The sequence below is a fragment of the Taibaiella helva genome (genome assembly GCF_003545695.1).
Lineage (GTDB): Bacteria > Bacteroidota > Bacteroidia > Chitinophagales > Chitinophagaceae > Taibaiella > Taibaiella helva.
In genome coordinates, this window is record NZ_QUZZ01000008.1 from 109073 (window position 1) to 132531 (window position 23459).

A 23459-nucleotide genomic window follows, 5' to 3' on the forward strand; every position below is an offset into this window, starting at 1 on the left:
GGGTTGCAGGACCGGCAAGGCATTTTGCTTTTTGCGCGGCTTAAAGATCGGTCCACATGCGCATCAGGTTGCTGTACACCTGCATCAGGAGCAGGTTTTCTCCCGATTGCAGGTCTTTGGCCGCGATCCTTTCCTGCACATGCTTCAGCTGGAACAGGAGCTCTCTGCGTTCCGTTTCCCTGATAAGCGATTGCATCCAGGTTACGCAGGCGATGCGCTCGCCTGAAGTTACAGGATTCACCCGGTGCAGCCGGGTGGTGGGATAAATGATGGCGTCGCCTTTTGCCAGCTTGTAAGGAACATAACCGCTGGGCGTATGGATCACCAGCTCGCCGCCCTCATAGCTTTCCGGTGCGGTAAGGAACAAAGTCATGCTGAGATCCGCCCTTATGGTATAATCGATGGTCATGACCGGGCTGTCGGTATGCCATCCATATTCCATGCCATTGTTGTATTTGCTGATCATCGGCGGCAGGATATTTTTAGGCATCACTGCCGACTGGATCAGGGGATGATTGGCCACTGCCTGGAAAACGAGCTGCTGTAAATGACGCTTATGCGCATTCTCTTCGCGGCTGGCCTGCAGGTTGTTCTTGACCTCCCGGGCGGCGCCGGAAGCCGTATTTTTCCCATCTTCAAAGGGGATCTGGGAAAGAAGGAAATCGATCTGGGGGAGATCCTGCTCGGGCAGCAGATGCGGTACTGCTATGATGGACGAAGGGATAGACAGCATTATCGTCTGGATTTGGTTAATGGACAAATCTACATAAAAGGGCGTTCTGGAACCGGCGTTATCATGCGGCTGCCGGAAAATCACGTGATTCTACCTGCTGAAATGACGTATATGTACTGGTGTGGTAAGGTCGGTGTGGTGAGACCTTTGTGGCATACATTTTTTTATTCATCAAAACACTATGCACGATGGCAAAACAATCCAAACCAAAAGCAGGAGGGCGTAAGCTTACCCTCTCGCTGGCGCCGGTAAAGGGTAGCATTACACTGTTCTACGCATTCGTCAACGACGTAAAGGTACTTTGGGACGATGGCACAGCAAAGCGTAGCTGGACCGGCATTATTCCCGACACGCAGGTCAGGATCAAAGTAAGAGTAGTCGGTATCGGTGCAGCGGAATACGGGCTGAACATCGATCTGCCGGGTATCGCAAACGATCAATCTTTAAATTTACAACTCCAGGGAGGCTATCATGAAACAGAAATTACTCTTTAGTTTGTGCTGCCTGCTGCCTGCAGTGATATGGGCACAAAGCACCCGGTTCGAAATACTTCCTTTCGTGAATGGAACAACGACAATTAAAGAAGGACAGCTGGAAGCCGGTCCTTTTTTCTCCTGGAAAAACGTAAGCGCGGGACGGAAGCTGGCGATACAGCCCACTTTGCGGCTGCCATTGACGGATAAAGATAATAACCTGCTGCAGATCGACCGTTTTACCAAAACCTGGCGCAGCATCGTTGCTTTTCAGTATGCGCGCGACTTTACGACGGCGGCCTCGCCTTTAATAACAGGTTATATCCTCTCTTTCCAGGGCGAATACGGGTTTTCTGAATTCAAGTATTATCCGACAGGGAAAAAGACGGATGCGCTGAAAGAGGGGAAGCATTCCTATGCTTTTGAATTGAAGTATATCCGTTACAGGAATGTAGGTGCAGCTCATGGCAAGCAGATCTCCCCTCAGTTCAGATTGCGGTACAGCTATGATTGGGAGGCGGCAGACAAGGTAGGCGTGGTGCGGCCCCCGAATGGCAACGGCCTGGCCACAACCACTGATATGGTAGTCGATCGTCCCTCTGCGACACCGACGCTTTCACCCGCAGCCGCTTTGCAATATTATCCCGGCCAGGGCAATTTTAGTTATGCCCCGGCCCTATACTATGATATGAGCGGCAAGAACAGGCAAAGCAATCCTTTTAACGACCTGCACCGGTTGCGGGTTGAAGCCTGGGCATTCTTCTATCCCCTGGCGGAAGGGAATGTCAAAATAGGACTGTCACCCTTTTTAAGCATACGTACCAAAGGCGATGATGATTATCGTACACTGGAATATGGTGGATTGATTACAGTTAAATTCGGGACAACATTCCTGCAATTTCTATAGTCGATGCAGGCATAAAGCCAACGGGCAGTACTGCAAGGTACTGTCCGTTCTCCATAATCTGAAAAACATGCAGGTGTTGCAATTGTAGTCTGTATTTCCAATATTTGTAAAAAATACCCAGACACCAGACATGAAAAAGATGCTCACCTTTCTGCTGCTCGCCGCAGCAACCTTCAACGCTATTGCCCAGGACAATGGCGTTCCCCAACAATTCAAGCCTGCTAAGGCAGAAGACTATGCCGCTTACAACAAGAATGTGCTGCAATGCGTCGATTGGCTGATGAAGACGCCTTATGATCCGGCTTCTGCACAGCAGCAGGCGGCTAATGCCTTTCTGATGCAATGGATTACCGGCAGCCCCGATGTGAAGATAGCTCTGGCGCCGGGCATCATCAACTTTGTAGGCGAAAACCCCAGCCTGCTGATGATCTTCATGGGCGGCTGGGCGCAATATGCTTTGGAAAGCAAAAAGCCGGAGGATAAGCTGAACGGTAACCTGCGGGGGCTGGAAAAAGTGATCAGCTATTACAACAAGAATAAAGACAAGCTGAAAGAAGATAAGCAGGTAGAAGCCTATGCCGATATGCAGCAGAAGAAGACGCTGAAGCAATATGTCGAAACTCATTTGTAGCAGGGCTGCTATAATCTAAAGTCCCAGCTCTGAAGTAATGAATGGCTTTGTTCCTTCGGGTCCGCTCAAATGGAGCCAGATGAAGGAAGCATCAGCTTGCACCTGCACGGTGAAGGTGAAAAAGCTGCAGCAAAGCCGTTCCGTTTGTATAAACTGCGTCAGCATGTTTAATGTTGCGTCGCTGCCGTCAAACTTAAAGGCAAAGCCATCGGGCAGTTCCTTTTTCTCCAGGACCTGCCGTTGTAAGGCGGCAATCACCGTTGCTTTCCGCATCCGGAGTTCGGGTGCGGTCAGCTTGCAGTTCAGGTTTACAGGAGTGTTATTGGTTGCCTCATGTGCCATAGCATAGAAGTGTGATCATTGTTGTAACGAGATGCAGAAGAATAAAGCTCCTGTAAAAGTAGGGCAAAAAAATAATGGCTGCCGGAGCACTGGCAGCCATTATCAGTAAGATCATTAACGTTTATACAACCGTCAGCAGCGCATAGGTATAGGAGAAGCGCGCGCTCTCGGGTACCATGAGGAATACTTTCTGTCCTTTCTTCAGCTTGCCCTGGTTCATCAGCTCTTCCAGCATAAAGTAGGCTGAAGCGGAACCTACATTACCGAGGCGGTCAAGGTTGGTGTACCAAAGGTTAAGCGGCAGCGGTATGTTACGGCGTTCCAGCTCTTCGGATATCTTTTTACGGAAAAATTCGGATGACAGGTGGGGTAGGAACCAATCGACCTCGCGGGTATCGAAATTCCTTTTCTTCATTACCTGCTCGAGGAAGTCGACACCACGGGGCACAATGTGCTCGCCCAGCAAACGGGTGTCCTGCTTCATAGAAAATACGCTTTGGGTAAGCCAATCGCTTGTCGGAAGCTCATTGTAGCCGATCAGCCGTTCGCCGTCTTTAATGCCGCCGCTGTACATGCAGGTATCGATCTCACCGGCGAAAGAGGTCATGTCGATCCATTCTACTTTAAGCGAAAGGCCGTCTTCACTAGGTTTGTTTTGGAAGAAAGCCGCACCGGCGCCATCGCTCAGCATCCAGCGCAGAAAATCTTTTTCAAAAGCGATATAGCCGTTTTCTTCTATTTCATGCACTTTGTCGATCTCGGCCTGGAATTTATCGGAGGTCAGGTATTTGGACATACGCTCCGAGCCGGTAGCTACAGCATTGTCGGTATCGCCCGAAGCCACGGAGAGATAAGCATATTTGAACGATTGCATCCCGGTATTGCAGGCTCCGGAAAAAGAGAACAACGCCAGCGGGGGAAGGCCCAGCTGCCCGTGCACCATAGAGGCATGCGAAGGCAACGTCTGGTCGGGAGAGGTAGTGCCGCAAGCCAGCAGCTGCACCTGCTCCAGCTCTTTATCATTGTCGAAAAGTGCTTTTACCGCTTCGGCCGTCAGCTCAGCATTCGAAAACGATTTCTGTCCTTCCCGGAATGCATAATATCTTGTTTTGATCCCGTTGTTCCTTAAAATCAACGCTCTTACCTTGGAAGGCTTCCCGTCGACCATGCCCAGTACCGACTCCATTTCGTCATTGCTCACGGGGTCGTAAGGCAGGTATTTTGCCATACGGGTAATATAAACTTCTTGCATTTATTGTTTCCTGGGGTTTTCTGTATTGCTGTTGAACTGGTTCAAGTTCGGAATAACTATCCGGTTCCGGCTGCCCGGTTGAGGCGGCAAAGATAAGCTAAAGCCGTTTAAAAAAGCTATGGCCTCAATTGGCAGGCTGCTGCTTCACCTGCCTCATGTAATCTTCCGTCATTTTCTTATAATAGGGCCGTAGTGCAGGAGGTACGGTCTTGTACAGATCGAGCAGGGCTTGCCTGCTTTGCAGGTATTGTTGCAGCTCTGGCGGCATAGGGCGCTGTTCGTCCCTGCCCGCATTAGCATTGCGTTTGTTGTCTTCTTCCTGTTCGCGGATGGACTTTTCCGCTTCCAGCAGCCGGGTCATGATCTCCTGCTGCCTCCGGAACAATTGCGAGCTTAACCTGCGGTTAACCAGGTCGGTCTCGTTTTTGTCCATTTCCTCCTGGATGGCCCGCAGCTCGCGCGCGTTGCCGCTCATTCCCTTGCTGTTGAGCAGGCTCGACAGCTCCTGGATCTGCCGGCGCAGGGCGGCCTGCTGCTGTGCCAGCCGGGCCAGCTGCTCGGCATCGGAAGGATTACCTTCGTCGCCCTGGCCATTCCCACCATTGCCGCTGCCGCTCTGCCCCCCGCCGGGTTGTTTTCCGCCCTGCTGCCCCTTGCCCTGCTGTTGCCCCTTACCTTGCTGCATGCTGCGGCCCATCTGCTGCTGACCGGTGATGATGTCCTGCATCATTTGTCCGGCGCTGCCGCCTTTGCCAGGTTTGGGGCTCATACCACCGGGCTTGGAGCAGCTGCCGCTGCCCGAAGACATAGCCTGGGCCTGCTGTTGCAGCAGGTTTTCCAGCAGCTCATTCAACATCAGCGCCAGGTTGTTGGCGCTGGTCATGGCATATTGCTGCCGGGTTACGGCTTCGCCCAGCCGCCGGGCTTCCAGTGAGGCCAGGGTGCTGTTGATGTTCAGCTCCATATCGGTGGTCTCTTTGTTGATGCCGGCAGCAATCTGGAACACGCGTTTGCTTAAGGCAAACAGGCTGTCCCTGATCATGCGCGCATTACCCTTCAGGCGGTTCTGCTCCCGGGAATTGGTAATGTAGGCAGGGCTCGACATGGGCGTCTGCTTCACCTTATTCATCAGCTTTTCCTGGTCGAAGGAGAAACGGATAAGATTGGTCAGTATCTGCCGGGTAGCCTTGATATCAATATCGATCTGTTCGGCGTCCATACCCGCCGACATTTTTTTCATGGACGCCGCCATTTGCTGCAGGTTTTGCTGGGCCTTGCTTTGCGACTGGCTGGCCTTTTGCTTCTGGCTTTTCTGCAGCTGCTGATCGCTTTGCTCCATTTGCTGATCTGCTTCTTTGCCCATCTCCTTTACATCGTCGGTCTTCTCCGGCCGCTTTTGTTCATTGTTCAGCTTATCGATTGCTTTCATGTCCTGCTGCATCGCTTCCTTCAGGCTGTTGCGGATATCTTTCTGGTCTTTGGACAGGGCGTCGTCGCTTTTGCTTCCGGCGTCGGTATTTTGCTGCAGCTGCTGTTCCTGCTTGGCAAGCCCTTCCAGCTTATTGGCCAGGTCTTCCATTTTCATCTGCATTTCCAGCTTCTTCATCAGCTCCTGTATCCGCTCCAGGTCCATATTGAACAGCTTGTTTTGCTGATCCATCTGTTGCAGGTTCTGGAAAGCATTGTCCCGGTTCATCTGCTTCATCATTTCCTGCAGCTTGCGCAGCTGCTCGGCCAGCTCCTTGTTCAGCAGGTTGTCGAGCTGCTTCTGCACAGCATCCTGTTTCTCTTTGATCTCTTCGCTGTATTGCTTCTGCTCGCTTTGCTTCTTCTGCTCTTCAAAGCGTTTTTTGATCGACTCCACACGGTCTTTCAGCTGTTCCTGCTTATCGGCCAGCGATTTCAGGTTCTGCTGTTTTTCCCAGCTCATGTTTTCCGACTGCAGCAGCTGGCTCTGCATATCCTGCATTTCCTGCTGCAGCTTACGCGCCTGTTCAGCGCTAGAGCTGAGCCCCTGGTTGATCTGCCTGGAATGCTGATCCATGGCCGAATCCACCTGCTTCAGGTCGTACATGCGGTAGGTATGCACCTCGCTGCGGCCGCTCTTGCTGCCATGTACGGCGTCATTATCCCAGGCTTCTACATAATAGTTTACCTCCTGTCCGGGCAGCAGGTTTAAGGTGCCGAGGTCAAAGTATTGCTGGAAAGGGATCACGGCGCCGCCGCTCTTTATGGCGATGTTCTTTTCCGAAACCACCTGCTTACGGGCATCCAGCACTGTATAGTGAAAGTACAGGCGGGCTATACCGTAATCGTCGCTGGCATTGCCGGTGAGTAATATCTGCTGCCCGCTGATGCTGTCCTTCATTTCCTGGAGCTGCACCTGCGGATGCATATCGGGGATTACCTGCACCATATAACGGAACGAATCGGCCCTGGGCATCTGTCGGCTTGAAAGTAGCAATGTATAGGCGGTGTCGTTCAGGAAGCGGGCGCTATGGGTCCAGGTATCTTTGGCGGTTTGCCGGAGGGGTAAACCATTGCCGGCATTGCCCATACGGATGCTGATGGCATCGGTATGGCGGGCTTTCAAGGTCCAGCGGAATACTGTTCCCGCCGGCACGGTCATATCGCTCAGGCTTTGGAGCACTTCATTCTTCCGGCCGGTATGGGCGGGGTATTCCACGCTCACCCCGAAAGCTTGCAGCTGGGGCTTTTCGATCACGGACAACTTGTAGCGGTCAGAAGATATGCTGGCCGCCGTAAGTCTGAAATCGATCGGCCGGCCGACCCGGCTGAAGGTATAGCTGTACTTTGTTTTGCTGATCTTCTGCATTTCCAGCTGCTCCGAGCCGACCTGTACATAGACCTGGTCGGGAAGCTTATCGCCCTTTACTTCGGCTTCCAGGGTGTAGTCGCCGTAAAGCGGCACGCGCAGGTCGCCGGAAGTGACTTTAAAAGCAAAGGGCGCCGGTGGCGCAAAATCTCTGGAAGGCTGCATCAGGCGGTCGGAGGCATCGCGGAATACATGTGGCGCGAGCCAGAAAATGGCAATCACCGCCAGCACAGGGACCAGCAGGTAGGGAAGGTACCGGCGGTTACGGCGCAGGTCGACAGCCTGGGTAAAGGGTACTATCGCAATCTGGCCTGCTTTCTGATCGATGCTGGCTTCGATCAGCTCACGGCTTTCGGCGCTGCTTTGATTCTGACGCAGCTGCAGGATATTCAGCAGCTTGTCGCTTACTTCGGTAAAATGAAGGCCAATAATGCGTGCTGCCTGTTCGTGGGAAATAATCTTTCCCATCCTGCTTATCTTCAGCAATGGGATCACGATCCAGGCGACCAGGCTCAGGCTTCCGGCCACCAGCAAAACGCCGATAATCCCCAGCTTCAGCCAGGCGGGGAAATACAGGAAGTACTCGCCTACACTCACCAGCAATATATAGATCAGCAGGCAGGACAGGAAAATAAGGCTACCCCTCATCAGCTGATTGAGGTAGTATTTCCGGGTGAAGGCGTCCAGCCGCTGTATCAGTAGGTCGTAATTGTTCATGGGTAGCTCCTTTGCCTGGCTGTCACGGCTTCCTGCTAAAATTGAAGGTATATCGGATCGGTTTGGACGGTATTGCTTTTGTTGCCCGCATCGTCCTGGATGTATATGGTATAGTGAAGCGTATCTTTGCGCAGGGCCAGGTGCAGGGAATCGGTAATGGAAAAGAACTGCCGGCCCAGGTTAATGGTAATGAAGCCCTCCAGGCCACCTTTTGTAGGCCTCATGTAATCTTCGATAAACGGGAAAGGCTGGCGTATGGTAAAAGGTGATGCGCTGGTATCCCTTGAATCCTTGAGGAAGATGTTTTTATTTTGTGCAGAAGCGTCGGTGCCCAGGTCCCCATCGCCGTCGGTAAACTTCAAGGCGATCTGTACCCCTGCGGTATCATTAAGATCCAGCAGCTGTGGTCTCACATATTGATAGTAAATTTGCGGCTCCGGCGGATAATCTTTGGGCTGCTTGGTGCAGGAAACTAAAAAAAGGGCCAGGCTGAACAACAGGAATATTTGCCTTTTCATCTTTGATAATTGCTTTAACGCGGCTCCCACCGGATGCGGCTTCCCTAAGAAGCCGGTCTCTGGCTTCAGCCGCCCGGTAACCGATCTCATTCTTCTCCAAATTTAGTAAATGTCGCTCAATATTGAACATATTATTCAGCAGGATAACTGGTTGCAACGGGTAACAGCGCAAAATTTTGATACTTATGCGCTGGCTTTGTTCCGTTACCAGTACGAGCATTGCGCCGTGTACCGTGCCTTTACCGATGCGATCGGCCGAGATCCGGCCGGCATAGCCACCTGTGCTGCTATTCCTTGCCTGCCCATTTCCTTTTTCAAAACCCATACCGTTGTATCCGGAAGCTTTGTCCCGGAAACGATCTTTGAAAGCAGCGGCACTACTGCCACACAGAACAGCCGGCACCTGGTAAAGGATGCAGGGCTGTACCGGCAAAGCTTTCTTAAGGGCTTTGAACAATATTACGGGGCGCCGGAAAATTATGTTTTCCTTTGCCTGCTGCCTTCTTACCTGGAACGGGGCAACTCTTCGCTGGTGTATATGGCCGATGAGCTGATCCGCCGCAGCGGCCGGTTTGAAAGCGGCTTTTACCTCAATGAATGGGAGCAGCTCGCCGGCTTGCTGCAAAGCCTGAAGCAGCGCGGTACGCCGGTGATCCTGCTGGGCGTCACTTTTGCCTTGCTGGATTTTGCTGAGCATTATCCTATGGACCTTTCCGGTGTCATCGTAATGGAAACCGGGGGCATGAAAGGGCGACGGGAAGAATGGACGCGTGACCAGGTACATCAATACCTGTGCGGACAATGGCAGCTGCAGCAAATCCATTCCGAATACGGCATGACCGAACTGTTGTCGCAGGCCTATTCGAAGGGCGGTGGTGTTTACCAGGCGGCATCGACCATGCAGGTGAAGGTACGCGACGAAAACGATCCTTTCGATATCAGGACTACAGGAGCCGGCTGCCTGAATGTGATCGACCTGGCCAATGTACACTCCTGCGCCTTCATCGCTACCGATGATATTGCTAAAATAGTGGCAGACGGCAGCTTTGAAGTGCTGGGAAGGCTTGACCATTCGGCGCTGAGAGGCTGCAGCCTGATGGTGGTATAAAAGTTTATCAAGCGTCACCGGTGAAGCGTAATAACATCTGTAATTTCTTTTAGTGGTGCGGCGGATATAATACCAAAAGAGAAGTCTTCTTTTCGAAAGAAGACTTCTCTTTTTTTACCCTTCGACTGCGCTCTGGGTGACGATGCGTTATAAGGTATTTACTCTTCCGCGGCCCGTTGCACCGTTTCGGGGAAAATAAGTTTGCCCTTGGGGGCGCGTGCCTGCGGGGATATACATCGCTATCAATAAGAGTAAGGTGGCTTTTTTGTTTCTTGCTGTCTCGTTATCCCTGTTTTTCTACTGAAAGTAATTTGCAGTGCACTCAACGACTTTTACGGATCAAAAACATAGAACTAATGAAAAAGAAAAAAATTGATCTTGGTAGGAAATTGATCCTTGTTAAAGACCAGATAGTCGATTTAAGTCAAGGGGCCAGGGTGACAGGTAGAGGAGATTCAGCAGCAATAAATTGCGCAACAAATCCCCCGGCTGAATCATGCGCCGCCAACTGCCCTACGCTCCAAGACTCACTTGTGGTGGCAAATTGTGGTACCAAGCCGTTTACTTATTATCCGGGGCAAATTTGTCAATCACCTGAGTCGAACAAATGCCAGCCATTTACTCAAATATGTTTAGACACATATACCTGTCTATACTGTATGTAAGGGAGGCTTTTTAATTCGTTACTGCAAATTTTCTGCAGTGCTAACGGGTAATTTAGCAGCACACTAAAGAAATCAGATCCATATGAAAAAGAGAAGCCTCAACCTGGCCCGGAAGCTTATGCTGCAAAAGCAAACGATCACTACATTGGATAACGGCCAGCAGCACCTTGTCGCTGGCGGCGCCACGATCACCGGCGTATGCTGTTTAACGGAGACCTGTCCTGCTAACAGCAATCCTTGCGGCTGTATCGAAACTATAGCTTGTCCTCCTAATACAAACCCGACAGTGGGAAATCCTTGCTGTGCACCTGGATCAATTGCTATAGACTCACGGTGTCCAGGCATTTGCTAAATGAATATCGCCTCTCAGAGGCTAAGCTGAATAAAAAAAGCTACCCTGGCAAAGGGTAGCTTTTTTTGCTTTCGTCAGTTCAGGTACTTAATGGATATGTCGTCAATCTTTAAGGCGCTATCTTTGGCTACTTCAATCGCGAGCTCGTCGCCAGGCAGTTTCTCAAAGCGCAATCTCCGCTGCCTTTTGCCGTTAATGAATATGAGGTATTCGTCTGCTACCTTCCGGATTGAAAGATGAATGGGCGTATCAAGCTTCAGGCGCGGGTATGCAAACACGCTCTTATGCTTATCGTTCTTGTGATCGCCACCCCGGCAGTAAGTGAAGGAGAAAAGTTTTGTTGATAGTCCTACCCAGGTGCCTCCAAGCGAATCAGAAAAGCCCCAGAATAGCCGGCCGGCATTATCGTACTTTCCGGGCTGCTTCAGCACAGTATAGGTTATCTCTATTTCAAAGTCCTGGCTGTTATCGATCTGCTTGGTTATGCTGGTTGCGTGTTTCCCTTTGGTTCCATCCATTATAAGGTTGCCGCCCTCAATCTTTAAACCGGTATTCTCGGTCGTGTCATCAGACAACCAGCCGCTGCGGTTGTCGTCAAAGTGGTCGGAGTAGATATCTCCCGATTGCGCTGCGCAGTTTAAGGATAGGCAGGCCAGGACAATAGCGATTGTGTTTTTCATAGGGTATTTTGTAAAGTTAACAATTGAGTTCCATTTCGCTACGGATTTGCAGAACATAGGCATGCCCGGCCTGTACGTTGAGCAGTATGGCGGAGCTATGGTGTACCCGCGATCGGATCCGGTGCAGAATCCGGTATTATTGCAGACTTTGAAGCCGTAAACGCTCTGGGCCGATACTTTATAAATGACGGCCACACTCTAAAGAAACGGGGATGCAGTCATAGGGGCGCTACATTGCGCTGGCTGGCACGCGCGCTCCGCGTGTGCCCATTAGTAATGATGTGATCTGTATTTTGTCCTACAGCGATAAATGCCAAAAGAGAAGTCTTCTTTCGAAAGAAGACTTCTCTCTTTTCACCCTTTGACTACGCTCAGGGTGGCGACGCGTTATAAAGCAATACTGCTTGTCATCGCTCAAACATATTTCTTGCCAAACAAAGTGCAACAGAGATGCTTCCATTGCTTCGCAGATGTCAGCATGACAATGGGATGTTTATAACCTTGTGCTAACGGCATCCCAGGTATGTGGCTTTATTGTTGCGTTTATCGGAGCCCGGCTACCGTATCAGCGTCACATTGCCTTCCCGGGTAAAGGGCTTGCCCGAGTCGGTTACGGCTTCGATGGTATAGATATAGACGCCCATAGGCTGCGGCTTATCATTGTAGCTGCCATCCCATCCTTTGTCGATGTTGCTGCTCTCAAATACTTTCTGTCCCCAGCGGTTATAAATGTTGAACGATTTCAACCGAGCAATGCCACGTTTGGCAGGCTTGAAGACACCGTTGGAGCCGCCGGGATGGAACGCGTTGGGCATGTCGATCACGGTTTCTTTAACCAGCACATCGATCGAGTCGCGCAGGGTACAGCCCCTTTCGGTTACGGCATTGACAAAATAGCGTGTCCTTACTTCCGGTTGCGCTACCGGGTTGGCGACGTTGGTCGCGCTGAGGCCTGAAGGCGGAAACCAGGTAAAGTAATGGCAATTGGTCACGGGATCGATAGTGTAGCTTTCGCCGGGATAGATGCTGATGCTGTCGGGTATACCCAATATCGCTTCGGGGTATACGGATACCTGCACAAACTGTGTATCGGTACAGCCATGGATATCTTTGGCGATCATGCGGTACTGCGTGCTGGTCTGCGGCGAGGCAACAGGATTAACAATATCCGTGGCGCTGAGGCCATAGGCCGGGTCCCAGGAATAAGATACGCCGCCTTCGGCCTGCAGCTGCACCTGGCCGCCGGGACAATAGCCGGTGTCTGTCGTATTCAGCGCAGCGAAATCGCCGGGAAACACCGTAAGCTTTACGCTGTCTTTTGCCGAACAGCCGATAGGGGTCGAAGCCGTAACCGATACATAAACCGAAGTGTCGCCGGTATAAACATTATTCGGACCGCTGCTGTACATCAGGTCCCCGGCAGGTGTCCAGCTATAGCTGAAATTAAAACTAAGCGGCTCGGCCAGGGCATGAAGCGAAATGCTTTCACCACGGCACATTTCTGTGCGTTCGGCCTGCAGCTTGATATTGGTCGGGTTGGGCTGCACGTCGATCACGATTATATCCGCACTGTCGTTACAGCCGGCATGCGAAGCTACCAGGGTATAGGTGGTGGATGTAGCCGGCGTCAGTACCGGGTTCTTGATATTCGGGTCGGACACGCCTGTAGTAGATGTCCATACATAGGTATACTCGTCGCTGCCGGCCACATTGATGCTTACGGAAGCACCCTCACAGATGGTCGTGTCATTGTTGAGGATGCTGAAGCCCATCAGGTTGTGCACAAACACCGAATCTTTTGCCGTACACATAGAAGGATCGTTGCTGCCTACTGTAACCACGTACCGGGCATCGCCGGCAGGATTGGCGAGGGGTTGTGCTATGGCAGGATCGCTGAGCCCGGCTGCCGGTGCCCATTGGTAAGTATAGTTCAGGGCAGGGTCGTTATTGGTGATTACGAGCGGCAGTACCACACCGGTATTGCTGCAGGTGACGAGGGTATCGCTCAGCTGCAGCCGCGGTTGCGCTTTGGCATTGAAGCTAATGCTGTTGCCCACAGCCTGGAAGGTACCGCAGCTGTCTTCGAGGGTATTGCCGTCACTACCATTCTGGGCCGTCAGTGCGTACACACCCGAGGCAGTTATAGGTCCTGCAAGTTGGAGCGTGATGGTACTGGTATAGCCGTTTACACAACCCACTGCTGTAGCGCTGGTAATGGCCGCCGGGGCCGGGCCGCTGATCCCGAAGTCGGAACCATTGGCGCTGACCGATGCACATTTAATAGGAACATTGGTTTGCACCGTCAGTGTGGTACAAGCCAGGCTGGTGTTGCTGTATTGCGCTGCCGGCGGTACTGTAAAGGTAATGGAGTCGGGCAGGGTCAGGGCAGTATTGCAGAGGTTCAGCAGGGTATTGTTATCCGTGCCGGTCTTGGCGCGCAAGGTATAGGTACCGGGTGCCAGGGCCGGGGCAAAATTAACGACCACATCCTGCGTATAGCCATTGGTGCCGGAGCAATTGATGCCCGATGCGCTGGCAATGACGCCGGCGGGGCTGAGCTGGAAGTCGGAACCGTTCGCCGCAATGGAATTGCAGGCAATCTGGGTATTCAGGTGTACCGTAACCTTATTTTTATACGTGCAGGGCGAGGCCGGTTGCAGGTTGCTGAAATGGGGTGGGGTATTATCGAAAAAGGTAGCTGTTGATCCTGTAAAGTCGATGGTAAAGCCGGAGCTTGGTCCGCCGCCGGCGCCGAAGTTATTGATCATGATCAGGTACACATCGCCGGCTGCCGCGGTAATCTGCTGCAGGAAGGAGCTTCCGGTAGTGCCGCCGGCTACCTGGGTGAGCGTGGATGTGCTGTTAAGGCCCACAACGCCGCCATTGAATACGGGAGCATTGTTGTTGAAATTGCATCGGATCACCTGCGCCTGGGTAATATTGTTACAGTTGCCGTTGGTGATATTGGCGATCGCAAAATCGTAGTCGTCTGCCGTGGCCACGGGTGTAATGGTAAACACAATGGTGCCGGGCGCACTCACCACCAGCTTCAGCCATACCACGTTATCCTCGCCGCAGGGATTAAAAGTGCCGGCACCGCAAGGCGAGCTGGACAGGTCGCTTACAACGCCTATACCCTGGTAGCTGTAGGGGGTAAAAAAGGAATTGCCGCAAAGCTGCAAAGCGCCGCAGGCATCCTGCTCCGGTTGATTGGGCGGAAGCAATTGCGCCCTGGTAGTGCCGAAGGAGAACACAAGGATCGCTGCCCATACCCAGGCGTTCAGAAATGACTTAGACATAGTGTTAATAAATTAGTATGCAAATAAGCAAATATGCCGGAAGCTGAAATATTGTTTACATTAATTAACAAAGGCACAGCATCACGATGTAGTATCCTCTGCGTTGGCAAACGTTAAAGATCAGGCTTTAGTATGATATTGCTTTGCAAAATGTTGTTCTTTTTGTGTATCGTTTTTCTGGTCTGCTTCCGGATGCGCAAATGGCATTCCCTTTTACATAAATCAGCAATATCCTTTCCTCGTTCTTACTATAATCCTGTTCATGTGTATCCTGGTCAAAAAAGCATAAGACATCCGGTGCAGGCGGAAGAGGCTCAGGCAGGAGGCCCCTTGTTTGCAGAATGGGAATGACGCAGTTCCGGGGATTGGCGATGCCCGGTGATGATTGTTTTGCAGAAGACGGCCTGTCGCTGGCTTTCGGTTGGATATGTAAGAAGAAAACATTCCTGCTGCACTCCGGCTTATGCTTCCGGCGGCTTATACGGACAGTGTATAAAAAGACCTTAATTTTTACCGTTTCCGGCTTCTTTCGTTTATTTGTAGCAGGGTTGCACTTACAGCCCGTTTACGTTTTAAAGTATATTCATGCGCATACTGATTGAAAAGATAAAAGAGCTGGTGCAAACCGAGCCCGGCGCTCATCGTAAAGCCAGGGTAGCGGGCAAAGACATGGCCAGCCTGCCTTCTGTAGAACAAGCCTGGCTGCTGATCGAAAACGGCCTTATTCACAGCTTCGGCAGCATGGATCAGATCCCTGACGACCTGCGGGCCGATGAAGTGATCAATGGCGAAGGAAGGATCGTATTGCCCGCCTGGTGCGACTCCCATACCCACCTTGTTTTTGCAGCGCCGCGCGACCGGGAGTTTGTCGACCGCATCAAAGGACTGAGCTATGAAGAGATTGCCAGGAGAGGCGGCGGCATACTCAATTCTGCGAAGAAGCTAAACGAAACTGACGAAGCTATCCTGTACGAACAATCGCTGCAGCGGCTCGAAGCGGTGATCGCGCAAGGCACCGGCGCCATAGAGATCAAAAGCGGCTACGGGCTTTGCCTGGAAGGGGAGCTGAAAATGCTGCGGGTGATCCGCCGCCTGAAAGAGCAGGCTGCAATACCCATTAAGGCCAGCTTTCTTGCTGCTCATGCTTTCCCTCCCGAATTCAGGGAAGACCATGAAGGCTATCTCCGGCTCATTATCGACGAGATGCTGCCCAGGGTTGCCGCAGAAGGTCTTGCCGATTATATGGACGTTTTCTGTGAAAAAGGATTCTTTTCTGTTGAAGAAACAGCACGCCTGCTGGAAGCCGGCTGGAAATACGGGCTGAAGCCCAAAATACACGCCAACCAGCTGCATCGCTCGGGTGGGGTGCAGGTAGGGGTGCAGCACCGGGCCGTCAGTGTCGATCACCTGGAAAGTATGGGCGAAGAAGAGATCGAAGCCCTAAGGGGAAGCGACACCATTCCTACTTTATTGCCCGGGGCAGCCTTCTTTCTCAATATGCATTATCAGCCGGCCCGCATGCTGATCGACGCTGGTCTGCCTGTGGCCCTGGCCTCTGATTATAATCCCGGTTCCTGCCCTTCGGGCAATATGAACTTCCTGTTGTCACTGGCCTGTACGCAGCTGCGGATGACACCGGAAGAGGCGATCCATGCACAAACGATCAACGGTGCTGCCGCTATGGAGCTGGAGCCGGAAATGGGAACGATCGCCGTGGGCAAAAAGGCGAGGCTCATTCTTACCCGGCCCGTACCCTCGGTGGCTTACCTGCCGTATAGCTTCGGCGAAAACTGGATCGAAAGGGTGATCGTATAACCGTTCAACCGAAGGATAGTGGGGCAACCGCGAATCAGTTCCGGTAGATGTCCGTTCCTGGACAAGGGTATGTATTGGGTCGCGCTTCGCTCGGACAAGATAAAAAGACAAGGGCGATTTGTAGTGCAATAACCGTAGCCCGGATCACAAAGACAAGAGGCCATTCCCTGCGGATGGCCTCTTGTCTTATCTTATTATAATCTGGTCCCGATGGAATCTTTATGGACTTAGCGAAGGTCTACTACTTCCACACCAGGGTTCTTTTTTGCATCCCAGGTAAATTCGGTATCTGCTACTTTGGCATTGGGCGTTACGCCGGAAATGGAATAACCATAAGAACCGCCGTTCTTGTCGTACATGGTACCGCCGGTGATCATGGTAGAAGCTTTATCTACATACAGCACCACTTTTTTGAAAGCGCGTGCGCTTACCGGGGTCATTTCAATAACATCGACCTTCTTGCCGCCAACGGTCTTCTCGCCGCCATAAACACTTTTATACTCGCTGTTATAAGAACCGGAGAACAGCTTGGCAGGAGAAATGCTCTGGGCATTGGGGTCATAGGAAGCTACCTGTACCTCTTTGTTGGCCTGCAGGTAAGTCCACACCGTTTTACCATCGCTGATGATCTGCTGTCCGGGCATGTTCACACGGTATTTGTTGCCTTTCATCAGGAAGGTGCCGCTTTTGGTACCTTTTGACTTGCCTTTGGCATCATCCATATTCAGGGAAAAATTGGCTTTCAGGCTGCTCATGCCTTTGAATTTGGCGCTCACCTTGTCCAGTATGGCCTTTGCTTTGGCATCCTGTGCGCTTGTGGTAAAGGAGAGGAAGGTAGTCGCGGTCAACATTAAAGCAAGGAATTTTTTCATATTTGTTTGTTGTTTTAAGACAGTAACATTAATTAGATCTGACGGTATTGTCAGGGGCTGCAAATTGCAGAATAAAGAACAAATACCGGGCCAAAAGTTTAAATAATTTCGACCTAATAACGTTTTATTATGAAAAATAGTTGGCTTTCAATACCGGCGCACATATCGGCGGTCTTTGCTTGTAAAGCCCACAATGCCATAACCCGGCGCTAGGTATACTTTGCGAATGACCCTGCCGGCGGTGTCGGCGATGCTGCGTGTCTGGATCAGCACTCGTTCATAGGTCCTGCCGCCAAGGGCTAAGTTATCGACAATACTGTCGCGGTCCATCTGGGCATTGGCTGCTGTACCGGACATACTCAGTGTTGGAAAGAGCCGGAAACCGCCACCAAAGTCGCCGAGCTGGTACTTTAAGCTGCGGAACTGCTCCTTATCCTCTGTAAATTCGGAAGTGATCGAGAGGTAGTACTCGGTTACCCAGGTCGATTGATTATCTGAAGCCGCCAGGCTGATATTGGCGTCTGCCTCACAATCCCGGGTATAGTAACCGATACCGTAATTGGCGGGTTCCTCTCTATAAGCTTCGCTGGCTTTATTATAGGTTACCGTAAAGCGGATAAGGGAATGGTCAGTCTCTTCTTCAAAAGCGATTGTGCTGCCTGTTTCCTGGGGAAGCCAGCTGCTGCGTGCCGCTTCATCGAAAGGAGGGCATTGAAGGGCCTTACTGCAGGCGCAGAGAAAAACGGGAGCGATCAAAAGGAGGATGTATTTTTTCATGGATATTGGATTGTATGGTTGATTGTGGTTACTCGCTCCAGTACACATCGCCGTTAGCCAGGGCAAAGCCGATAAGGCCCCCGGTATCCCAAAAGGTTTTTACAATGGCATCGCTGCTGCCGGTGGCTTTCCGTGTCTGGATCAGCACCCTTGGATAGACTTTCAGCCCGGTATTCATTTCCCGCAGCGTATCGGCATACCAGGTACCGTCTTCCGCGGTGTGCCCGGCTTGCAGGTCCGGCTGCAGAATGAAGGTGCCTGCCATATCGTTCAGCACATAGTGCATGCGGGTATTGCTGAAGGTTTTGCCCTGGTAATAGCGGACAAGGTTCAGTGTCAGGCTTACCGGCGGTGCACCGACTGTCATTGTTGTGGCGGCGTTAACTTCAGCTGTAGCCATGCAATCATGCTGACAGGAAAATGCCAATACTGTCTCGTCCTTGCCGTAAGATTGGGAAAGATTTTTGTTACGTACTTCGATGGTAAGGGCTGTTCCTGTCTGTGCATTACGGAAACGAAAGCTTCCGCCCGTGGGCGCCGGGTCATGGTCATAGCCGGGACACTGGTGGCGTTCGCATTCGCATGAGGCAAAAAGGCATAGCAATGCCACTGCCAATATGGAGATTTGTTTAGGCATGGAGGAGGATTTGTATGATAGACGGAGCACGCTTTTGATAGCTTGGGTGCAGCCCCGAAGCACAAAAAAAGCTCCCGGTATTACCGGGAGCTTTTACGCATTGCAGGAGCATTACCTGCATGCGCTGGAATAAGGATCGGATTAGGCTTCGGCAGCTTTTTTGCCTTTAGCTTTAGTCACTACTTCTTCCTCGATATTCTTAGGCGCCTGTGCATAGTGGCTGAACTCCATGGTAGAGGAGGCACGGCCGGAAGACAGGGAGCGCAGTTGGGTTACGTAACCGAACATTTCGCTCAGGGGCACTTTGGCCTTGATCACCTGCAGGTTGTTACGGGTATCCATACCTTCCAGCATAGCGCGACGACGGTTAAGGTCACCGGTCACATCACCCATGTATTGATCGGGAGTCAGCACTTCTACTTTCATGATCGGCTCCAGGATGATGGGCTTAGCCATACGGCCTGCTTCACGGAAGCCGGATTTGGCGCAAAGCTCAAAAGACATGGAGTCGGAGTCCACCTGGTGGAAAGAACCGTCGAAGATGCGCACGCGCATATTCTCAACCGGGAAGCCGGCCAGCACACCGCTGGTCATGCAGGACTCAAAGCCTTTCTGGATCGCAGGAACAAACTCCTTAGGGATAGATCCACCGAAGATGTCGTTTACGAACTGGAAGGTGCCTTTGCCTTCTTTCAGGAATTCTTCTTCAGCAGGTCCGATCTCGAACTGGATATCGGCGAATTTACCGCGGCCACCGGATTGTTTCTTGAACACTTCGCGGTGCGTTACCTGCATGGTGAACGCTTCTTTATAGGCAACCTGGGGAGCGCCCTGGTTTACTTCTACTTTGAATTCGCGCTTCATACGGTCAACGATGATCTCCAGGTGGAGCTCACCCATACCGCTCAGTACGGTCTGGCCGGTGTCTTCGTCGGTTTTTACGCGCAGCGTAGGATCTTCTTCCACCAGCTTGGCGATAGCCATACCCATTTTATCCACATCGGCCTGAGTTTTGGGCTCGATAGCGATAGAGATTACGGAATCCGGGATAAACATGTTTTCCAGAACGATGGGATTTTTCTCATCGCAAAGGGTATCGCCGGTCTTGATATCTTTAAAGCCTACTGCAGCTCCGATATCGCCGGCTTCGATGAAGTCGATCGGGTTTTGCTTGTTGGCGTGCATCTGCATGATACGGCTGATACGCTCGTTCTTGCCGGAACGCACGTTCAGTACATAAGAGCCGGCATCCAGGTGACCGGAGTACACGCGGAAGAACGCCAGGCGGCCAACGAAAGGATCGGTCATGATCTTGAAGGCCAGGGCAGCGAAAGGCTCTTTAGCATCAGGCTTACGTACCAGCTGCTTTTCGGCATCATCGGGATCGGTACCGTTGATTGCTTCGATATCCAGGGGAGAAGGCAGGTAGCGGATAACGCAGTCCAGCATCTTCTGTACACCTTTGTTCTTGTAAGAAGAACCGCACAGCATCGGGATGATGCTCAGGTCGATGGTTGCTTTACGTACCGCTTCGTGGATCTCGGCTTCGGAGATGGAATTGGGATCTTCGAAGAATTTCTCCATCAAAGTATCGTCATATTCTGCAACGGCTTCTACCAGCTCGGCGCGGTATTGATTGGCTTCGTCCAGCATATCGGCAGGCACTTCACCTTCGGTATAAGTCATGCCCTGGGTGGAGTCGTCCCAAACGATAGACTTCATAGTGATGAGATCAACCACACCTTTGAAGTTGTCTTCAGCGCCGATAGGCAGCTGCAGGGGAACGGCTTTGGCGCCCAGCATGTCGCGTACCTGCTGAACTACCATCAGGAAGTCGGCGCCGATACGGTCCATTTTGTTGACGAAACCGATACGGGGTACACGATAGCGGTTAGCCTGACGCCATACGGTCTCAGATTGGGGCTCAACGCCGTCAACTGCAGAGAACAGGGCAACCAGGCCGTCCAGCACGCGCATAGAACGCTCTACTTCCACGGTAAAGTCCACGTGGCCCGGAGTATCGATAATGTTGAATTTATATTTTTTAGAATCAGCAACGGGCTTGCCCTGTACGGTAGGGAAGTTCCAGAAGCAGGTAGTGGCGGCAGAGGTGATCGTGATACCACGCTCTTGTTCCTGAGCCATCCAGTCCATTGTAGCCGCACCTTCGTGTACTTCACCGATCTTGTGGTTTACACCGGTATAATACAGAATACGTTCTGTGGTAGTGGTCTTACCCGCATCGATGTGCGCGGCGATACCGAAATTGCGCTGTAAGCGTAAATCTGCCATGACAGTTTAGATTAAAAAACTTAAGATTAAATTTGAGGGTGCAAAGGTAAGTTTTTTATATGAATGTTTGAAATTGATTTTAAGCCTGCATAAATGATCTTTTTGCTAAATTTTTTCCATGTATTGTTTTTGAAATTATTTGAGGGAAAAGCATTGGGGCCGGCAATAAATTACGGTATTTTTGAAGGCATAACCCTGCAAATATGATAAACAGAATTACTGGTCTGGCCTTGCCCTTGCTCTGCTTAGCGGCCTGTACTTCAGCGATCAGAAACGAGGACAAAGATCCTGCCACGGAAACAGCTGCCACAACGGCTCCGGCTGCCGAAACGCCGGCAAAGAGATTGGAACGCCCGGGCAATACCAGCCTGGTCGCCGGCAATGAGGCCGATCTGCCCGGTTACTGGGTGGGTATGTTCGAACCTGACACCGATGCCGGGCATGTTTCGGCGGGGGAAGGCTTTCATTGGGACTATGCCAATAAGATCAATATCGTGATCGAGAAGGCGGACCATGGAGTGGTGACCGGCCACAGCGTGGTCGCCGGCAACGACCGTCCTTTCGAGGGAACGGTGGTGCTGAAGGAAGGCCGGTACATTTTTGCGCTGAAGGAGCCCGGCGATGACAAATACGACGGTGTGTTCTCATTCTCTGTTGCGCAGGGCGATTCGGTGGTCTCCGGCACCTGGGAGGCTTATAAAAAAATAAGGATTCCGCGCCGGAAATTTGAGCTGACGAAAACCCTGTTCCGCTACAATCCGGAGCTAATGCCCGATTACCGCCGCTATGTCGACTGGAACAAGAAAGGCAAACGTATCGAATACGAGCTGGACGAAGACGTGACGGAATACGACTACAGCTACTTTACCACTACCGATGAGGTGAGCCGCTACAATGCATCCACCCGGCTGCTGACGGCAGCAGAAGTGAGCAATATGACCAAGGCCGACCTCTTTGTGCTGCGCAATACGATCTATGCCCGTCACGGCTATTCCTTCCGCAACCAGCAGCTGCGTGCTTATTTCGATGTACAGCCCTGGTATGTGCCGGTAAGCAACGACGTGAAAAGCGAATTTACCGAAACTGAAAAAAAGAATATACAGCTGCTGCTCCGCTATGAAAAGAATGCCCGCGAATATTATGATGTTTTTGGCCGCGGCTAGCATTTTCGCTGCTTGTATAGATCCGGACGTGCAAGAGGCTATCGTACAGAAGGCTTATGAAAAGGCGCTGTCGGGGTCGTCAGACGATAGTCTTGACATACCTGAGCGGCAGGAGGAATGGGTGGAGATCGATGCGGCAGCAGAAGGCTTCTTGCTCAGGATGGCTTATGCTGATACTGCCAATTTTACCCACCGCAAGATATACGATTGCGCCCGCTGCCTGCTGCGCCCTGAAGCTGCCTCGGCCTTAAGCGCTGCAGGAAAGCAGGCGAAGGCCGCAGGATTCAGGATCGTTATCTTCGATGCCTACCGGCCGCTGCCTTACCAGCAAAAAATGTATGATGTGGTGCTCGACAAGCGCTTTGTTGCCGACCCGGTAAAAGGATCGATGCACAACCGCGGGCTGGCCGTTGACGTAGGCCTGGCCGACAGCGCCGGGGTATTGCTGGATATGGGCGGGCACTTCGACGATTTTTCCCCACGCGCAGCTTACCATTTCGCGGCCCTCAGCATGCGGCAGCACAGCAACCGCGTATTGCTTCGGGCCTTTATGCAGAAGGCCGGATTTACCCCTTACGATGCCGAGTGGTGGCATTTCAACTATCGTAAAAAAGATTACCCTTTATCCAGCTATCTATGGCCCTGCCCCTGACCGCATCTTCCCTGCGCTCCCGCCTGGTACGCCTTACCGGGTATGGGCTGCTCCTCTTTTTCGCCTGGCTCATGCTGCTTATCACCTGGCAATATGTGCCGGCACGGCCCGATGTGGCCTTCCTGAGGGTAAAACAGGAAGTAGCCGGCAGGTGGTATTACCAGCTGGCTTTCTTTACCCATGTCTACAGCAGCATCTTCGTATTGCTCGCCGGCATGCTGCAATGTTCGCCGGTGCTGCGTCGCCGTTCTCCATTGGTGCACCGCTGGAGCGGCCGGGTATATGCGGGGCTCATCCTTGGGCTGGCCGGACCTTCCGGCCTGGTGATGGGCTATTACGGCAATGGCGGATGGATCGCGCAAACGGCCTTTTGCCTGCTGGCCCTGTGCTGGCTGTGGTTTACCTTTATGGGCTGGCGGGAAGCGGTGAGAGGACACATCGGTACCCACCGGCGCTGGATGTACCGTAGCTATGCGCTCACCTTGTCGGCAATCAGCCTCAGGCTCTGGAAATGGGCGCTGGTGCTGCTGTTTGCCCCTAAGCCAATGGAGGTGTACCGGCTGGTGGCCTGGCTGGGCTGGGTAGGGAACCTGCTGGTGGCGGAAGGAATTATTTATTATTACCTGTTCAGGAAAAAAGCTGCTCCCCCTGTTTCCTGAAGAAGAATGAAAGTACTTTTTGGGCTGATCAATGTTCATTTTCGTTACCTTTACCCCCTCAAATTATTTTAGATCTGCT

The 23459-nt window shown here is 51.9% G+C and carries 20 protein-coding genes; 9 read left to right on the forward strand and 11 right to left on the reverse strand.

Annotation, left to right across the window (positions count from 1 at the left end):
- Nucleotides 1-40 precede the first annotated feature (40 nt).
- The gene (locus DZC79_RS13880) at nt 41-733 is read right to left on the reverse strand and encodes a Fe2+-dependent dioxygenase (protein WP_157977141.1); all 693 of its coding nucleotides are present in this window, start codon (nt 731-733) and stop codon (nt 41-43) included.
- A gap of 188 nt (nt 734-921) precedes the next feature.
- Here DZC79_RS13880 and DZC79_RS13885 point away from each other — a divergent pair, with 188 nt between their 5' ends.
- The 3 genes from DZC79_RS13885 (at nt 922) to DZC79_RS13895 (ending at nt 2744) form a co-directional block, all read left to right on the forward strand.
- Nucleotides 922-1227 carry a hypothetical protein gene (locus DZC79_RS13885; protein ID WP_118952196.1) on the forward strand — a complete coding sequence of 102 codons (306 nt, stop codon included), beginning with the start codon at nt 922-924 and terminating at the stop codon, nt 1225-1227.
- Nucleotides 1205-2113 (forward strand): hypothetical protein, encoded by a 909-nt coding sequence (locus DZC79_RS13890; protein WP_157977142.1) that lies wholly within the window; start codon nt 1205-1207, stop codon nt 2111-2113. The genes DZC79_RS13885 and DZC79_RS13890 overlap by 23 nt, the downstream gene beginning before the upstream one ends.
- Nucleotides 2114-2243: 130 nt before the next feature.
- Nucleotides 2244-2744 (forward strand): hypothetical protein, encoded by a 501-nt coding sequence (locus DZC79_RS13895; protein ID WP_118952198.1) that lies wholly within the window; start codon nt 2244-2246, stop codon nt 2742-2744.
- 15 nt (nt 2745-2759) lie between these two features.
- Here DZC79_RS13895 and DZC79_RS13900 read toward each other — a convergent pair whose 3' ends face one another.
- The 4 genes from DZC79_RS13900 to DZC79_RS13915 form a co-directional block, all read right to left on the reverse strand.
- Nucleotides 2760-3086 carry a hypothetical protein gene (locus DZC79_RS13900; protein WP_118952199.1) on the reverse strand — a complete coding sequence of 109 codons (327 nt, stop codon included), beginning with the start codon at nt 3084-3086 and terminating at the stop codon, nt 2760-2762.
- Between the two features lie 121 nt (nt 3087-3207).
- Nucleotides 3208-4338 carry a beta-ketoacyl-ACP synthase III gene (locus DZC79_RS13905; RefSeq protein WP_118952200.1) on the reverse strand — a complete coding sequence of 377 codons (1131 nt, stop codon included), beginning with the start codon at nt 4336-4338 and terminating at the stop codon, nt 3208-3210.
- 124 nt (nt 4339-4462) lie between these two features.
- Nucleotides 4463-7891, reverse strand: a complete 3429-nt coding sequence (locus DZC79_RS13910; protein ID WP_118952201.1) for a DUF4175 family protein — start codon at nt 7889-7891, stop codon at nt 4463-4465.
- Nucleotides 7892-7926: 35 nt separating this feature from the next.
- Entirely contained in the window at nt 7927-8409 is a 483-nt protein-coding gene (locus DZC79_RS13915; protein ID WP_157977143.1) for a hypothetical protein, read from the reverse strand.
- Nucleotides 8410-8518: 109 nt separating this feature from the next.
- Between DZC79_RS13915 and DZC79_RS13920 the strand changes: the two genes are divergently transcribed.
- Nucleotides 8519-9517 carry an acyl transferase gene (locus tag DZC79_RS13920; RefSeq protein ID WP_232831831.1) on the forward strand — a complete coding sequence of 333 codons (999 nt, stop codon included), beginning with the start codon at nt 8519-8521 and terminating at the stop codon, nt 9515-9517.
- Nucleotides 9518-10264: 747 nt separating this feature from the next.
- Nucleotides 10265-10534, forward strand: coding sequence for a class I lanthipeptide (locus tag DZC79_RS21880; protein ID WP_198666899.1), 270 nt, complete (start codon nt 10265-10267; stop codon nt 10532-10534).
- A 74-nt stretch (nt 10535-10608) separates the two neighbouring features.
- On the opposite strand, the gene DZC79_RS13925 is transcribed toward DZC79_RS21880, so the two are convergent.
- The gene (locus DZC79_RS13925) at nt 10609-11214 is read right to left on the reverse strand and encodes a hypothetical protein (RefSeq protein WP_118952203.1); all 606 of its coding nucleotides are present in this window, start codon (nt 11212-11214) and stop codon (nt 10609-10611) included.
- A 557-nt stretch (nt 11215-11771) separates the two neighbouring features.
- On the reverse strand, nt 11772-14513 hold the full coding sequence (locus tag DZC79_RS13930; RefSeq protein WP_118952204.1) for a T9SS type B sorting domain-containing protein: 2742 nt from the start codon (nt 14511-14513) through the stop codon (nt 11772-11774).
- Nucleotides 14514-15098: 585 nt separating this feature from the next.
- On the opposite strand from DZC79_RS13930, the gene hutI reads away from it, so the two are divergent.
- Complete coding sequence (gene hutI / locus DZC79_RS13940) at nt 15099-16328, forward strand: imidazolonepropionase (protein ID WP_118952206.1); 1230 nt, start codon at nt 15099-15101, stop codon at nt 16326-16328.
- Nucleotides 16329-16555: 227 nt separating this feature from the next.
- Here the strand turns inward: hutI and DZC79_RS13945 are convergent, their stop codons facing one another.
- The 4 genes from DZC79_RS13945 to fusA all read right to left on the reverse strand — a co-directional run bounded on the left by DZC79_RS13945 (nt 16556) and on the right by fusA (nt 20906).
- On the reverse strand, nt 16556-17200 hold the full coding sequence (locus tag DZC79_RS13945; RefSeq protein WP_118952207.1) for a LolA family protein: 645 nt from the start codon (nt 17198-17200) through the stop codon (nt 16556-16558).
- 147 nt (nt 17201-17347) lie between these two features.
- The gene (locus DZC79_RS13950) at nt 17348-17977 is read right to left on the reverse strand and encodes a hypothetical protein (protein ID WP_118952208.1); all 630 of its coding nucleotides are present in this window, start codon (nt 17975-17977) and stop codon (nt 17348-17350) included.
- Between the two features lie 28 nt (nt 17978-18005).
- Nucleotides 18006-18614: a hypothetical protein gene (locus DZC79_RS21270; protein ID WP_157977144.1), complete on the reverse strand. Its 609-nt coding sequence runs from the start codon at nt 18612-18614 to the stop codon at nt 18006-18008.
- 141 nt (nt 18615-18755) lie between these two features.
- Nucleotides 18756-20906 carry an elongation factor G gene (gene fusA, locus DZC79_RS13960; RefSeq protein WP_118952210.1) on the reverse strand — a complete coding sequence of 717 codons (2151 nt, stop codon included), beginning with the start codon at nt 20904-20906 and terminating at the stop codon, nt 18756-18758.
- A 203-nt stretch (nt 20907-21109) separates the two neighbouring features.
- Between fusA and DZC79_RS13965 the strand changes: the two genes are divergently transcribed.
- The 3 genes from DZC79_RS13965 to DZC79_RS13975 are packed head-to-tail and all read left to right on the forward strand — an operon-like array spanning nt 21110 to nt 23380.
- A complete protein-coding gene (locus tag DZC79_RS13965) occupies nt 21110-22069 on the forward strand; it encodes a YARHG domain-containing protein (RefSeq protein WP_118952211.1) in 960 nt (319 codons plus the stop codon).
- Nucleotides 22070-22097: 28 nt separating this feature from the next.
- Nucleotides 22098-22721, forward strand: a complete 624-nt coding sequence (locus DZC79_RS13970) for a M15 family metallopeptidase (protein WP_157977145.1) — start codon at nt 22098-22100, stop codon at nt 22719-22721.
- Nucleotides 22706-23380, forward strand: coding sequence for a DUF2306 domain-containing protein (locus tag DZC79_RS13975; RefSeq protein ID WP_118952213.1), 675 nt, complete (start codon nt 22706-22708; stop codon nt 23378-23380). The genes DZC79_RS13970 and DZC79_RS13975 overlap by 16 nt, the downstream gene beginning before the upstream one ends.
- Nucleotides 23381-23459: the final 79 nt, after the last annotated feature.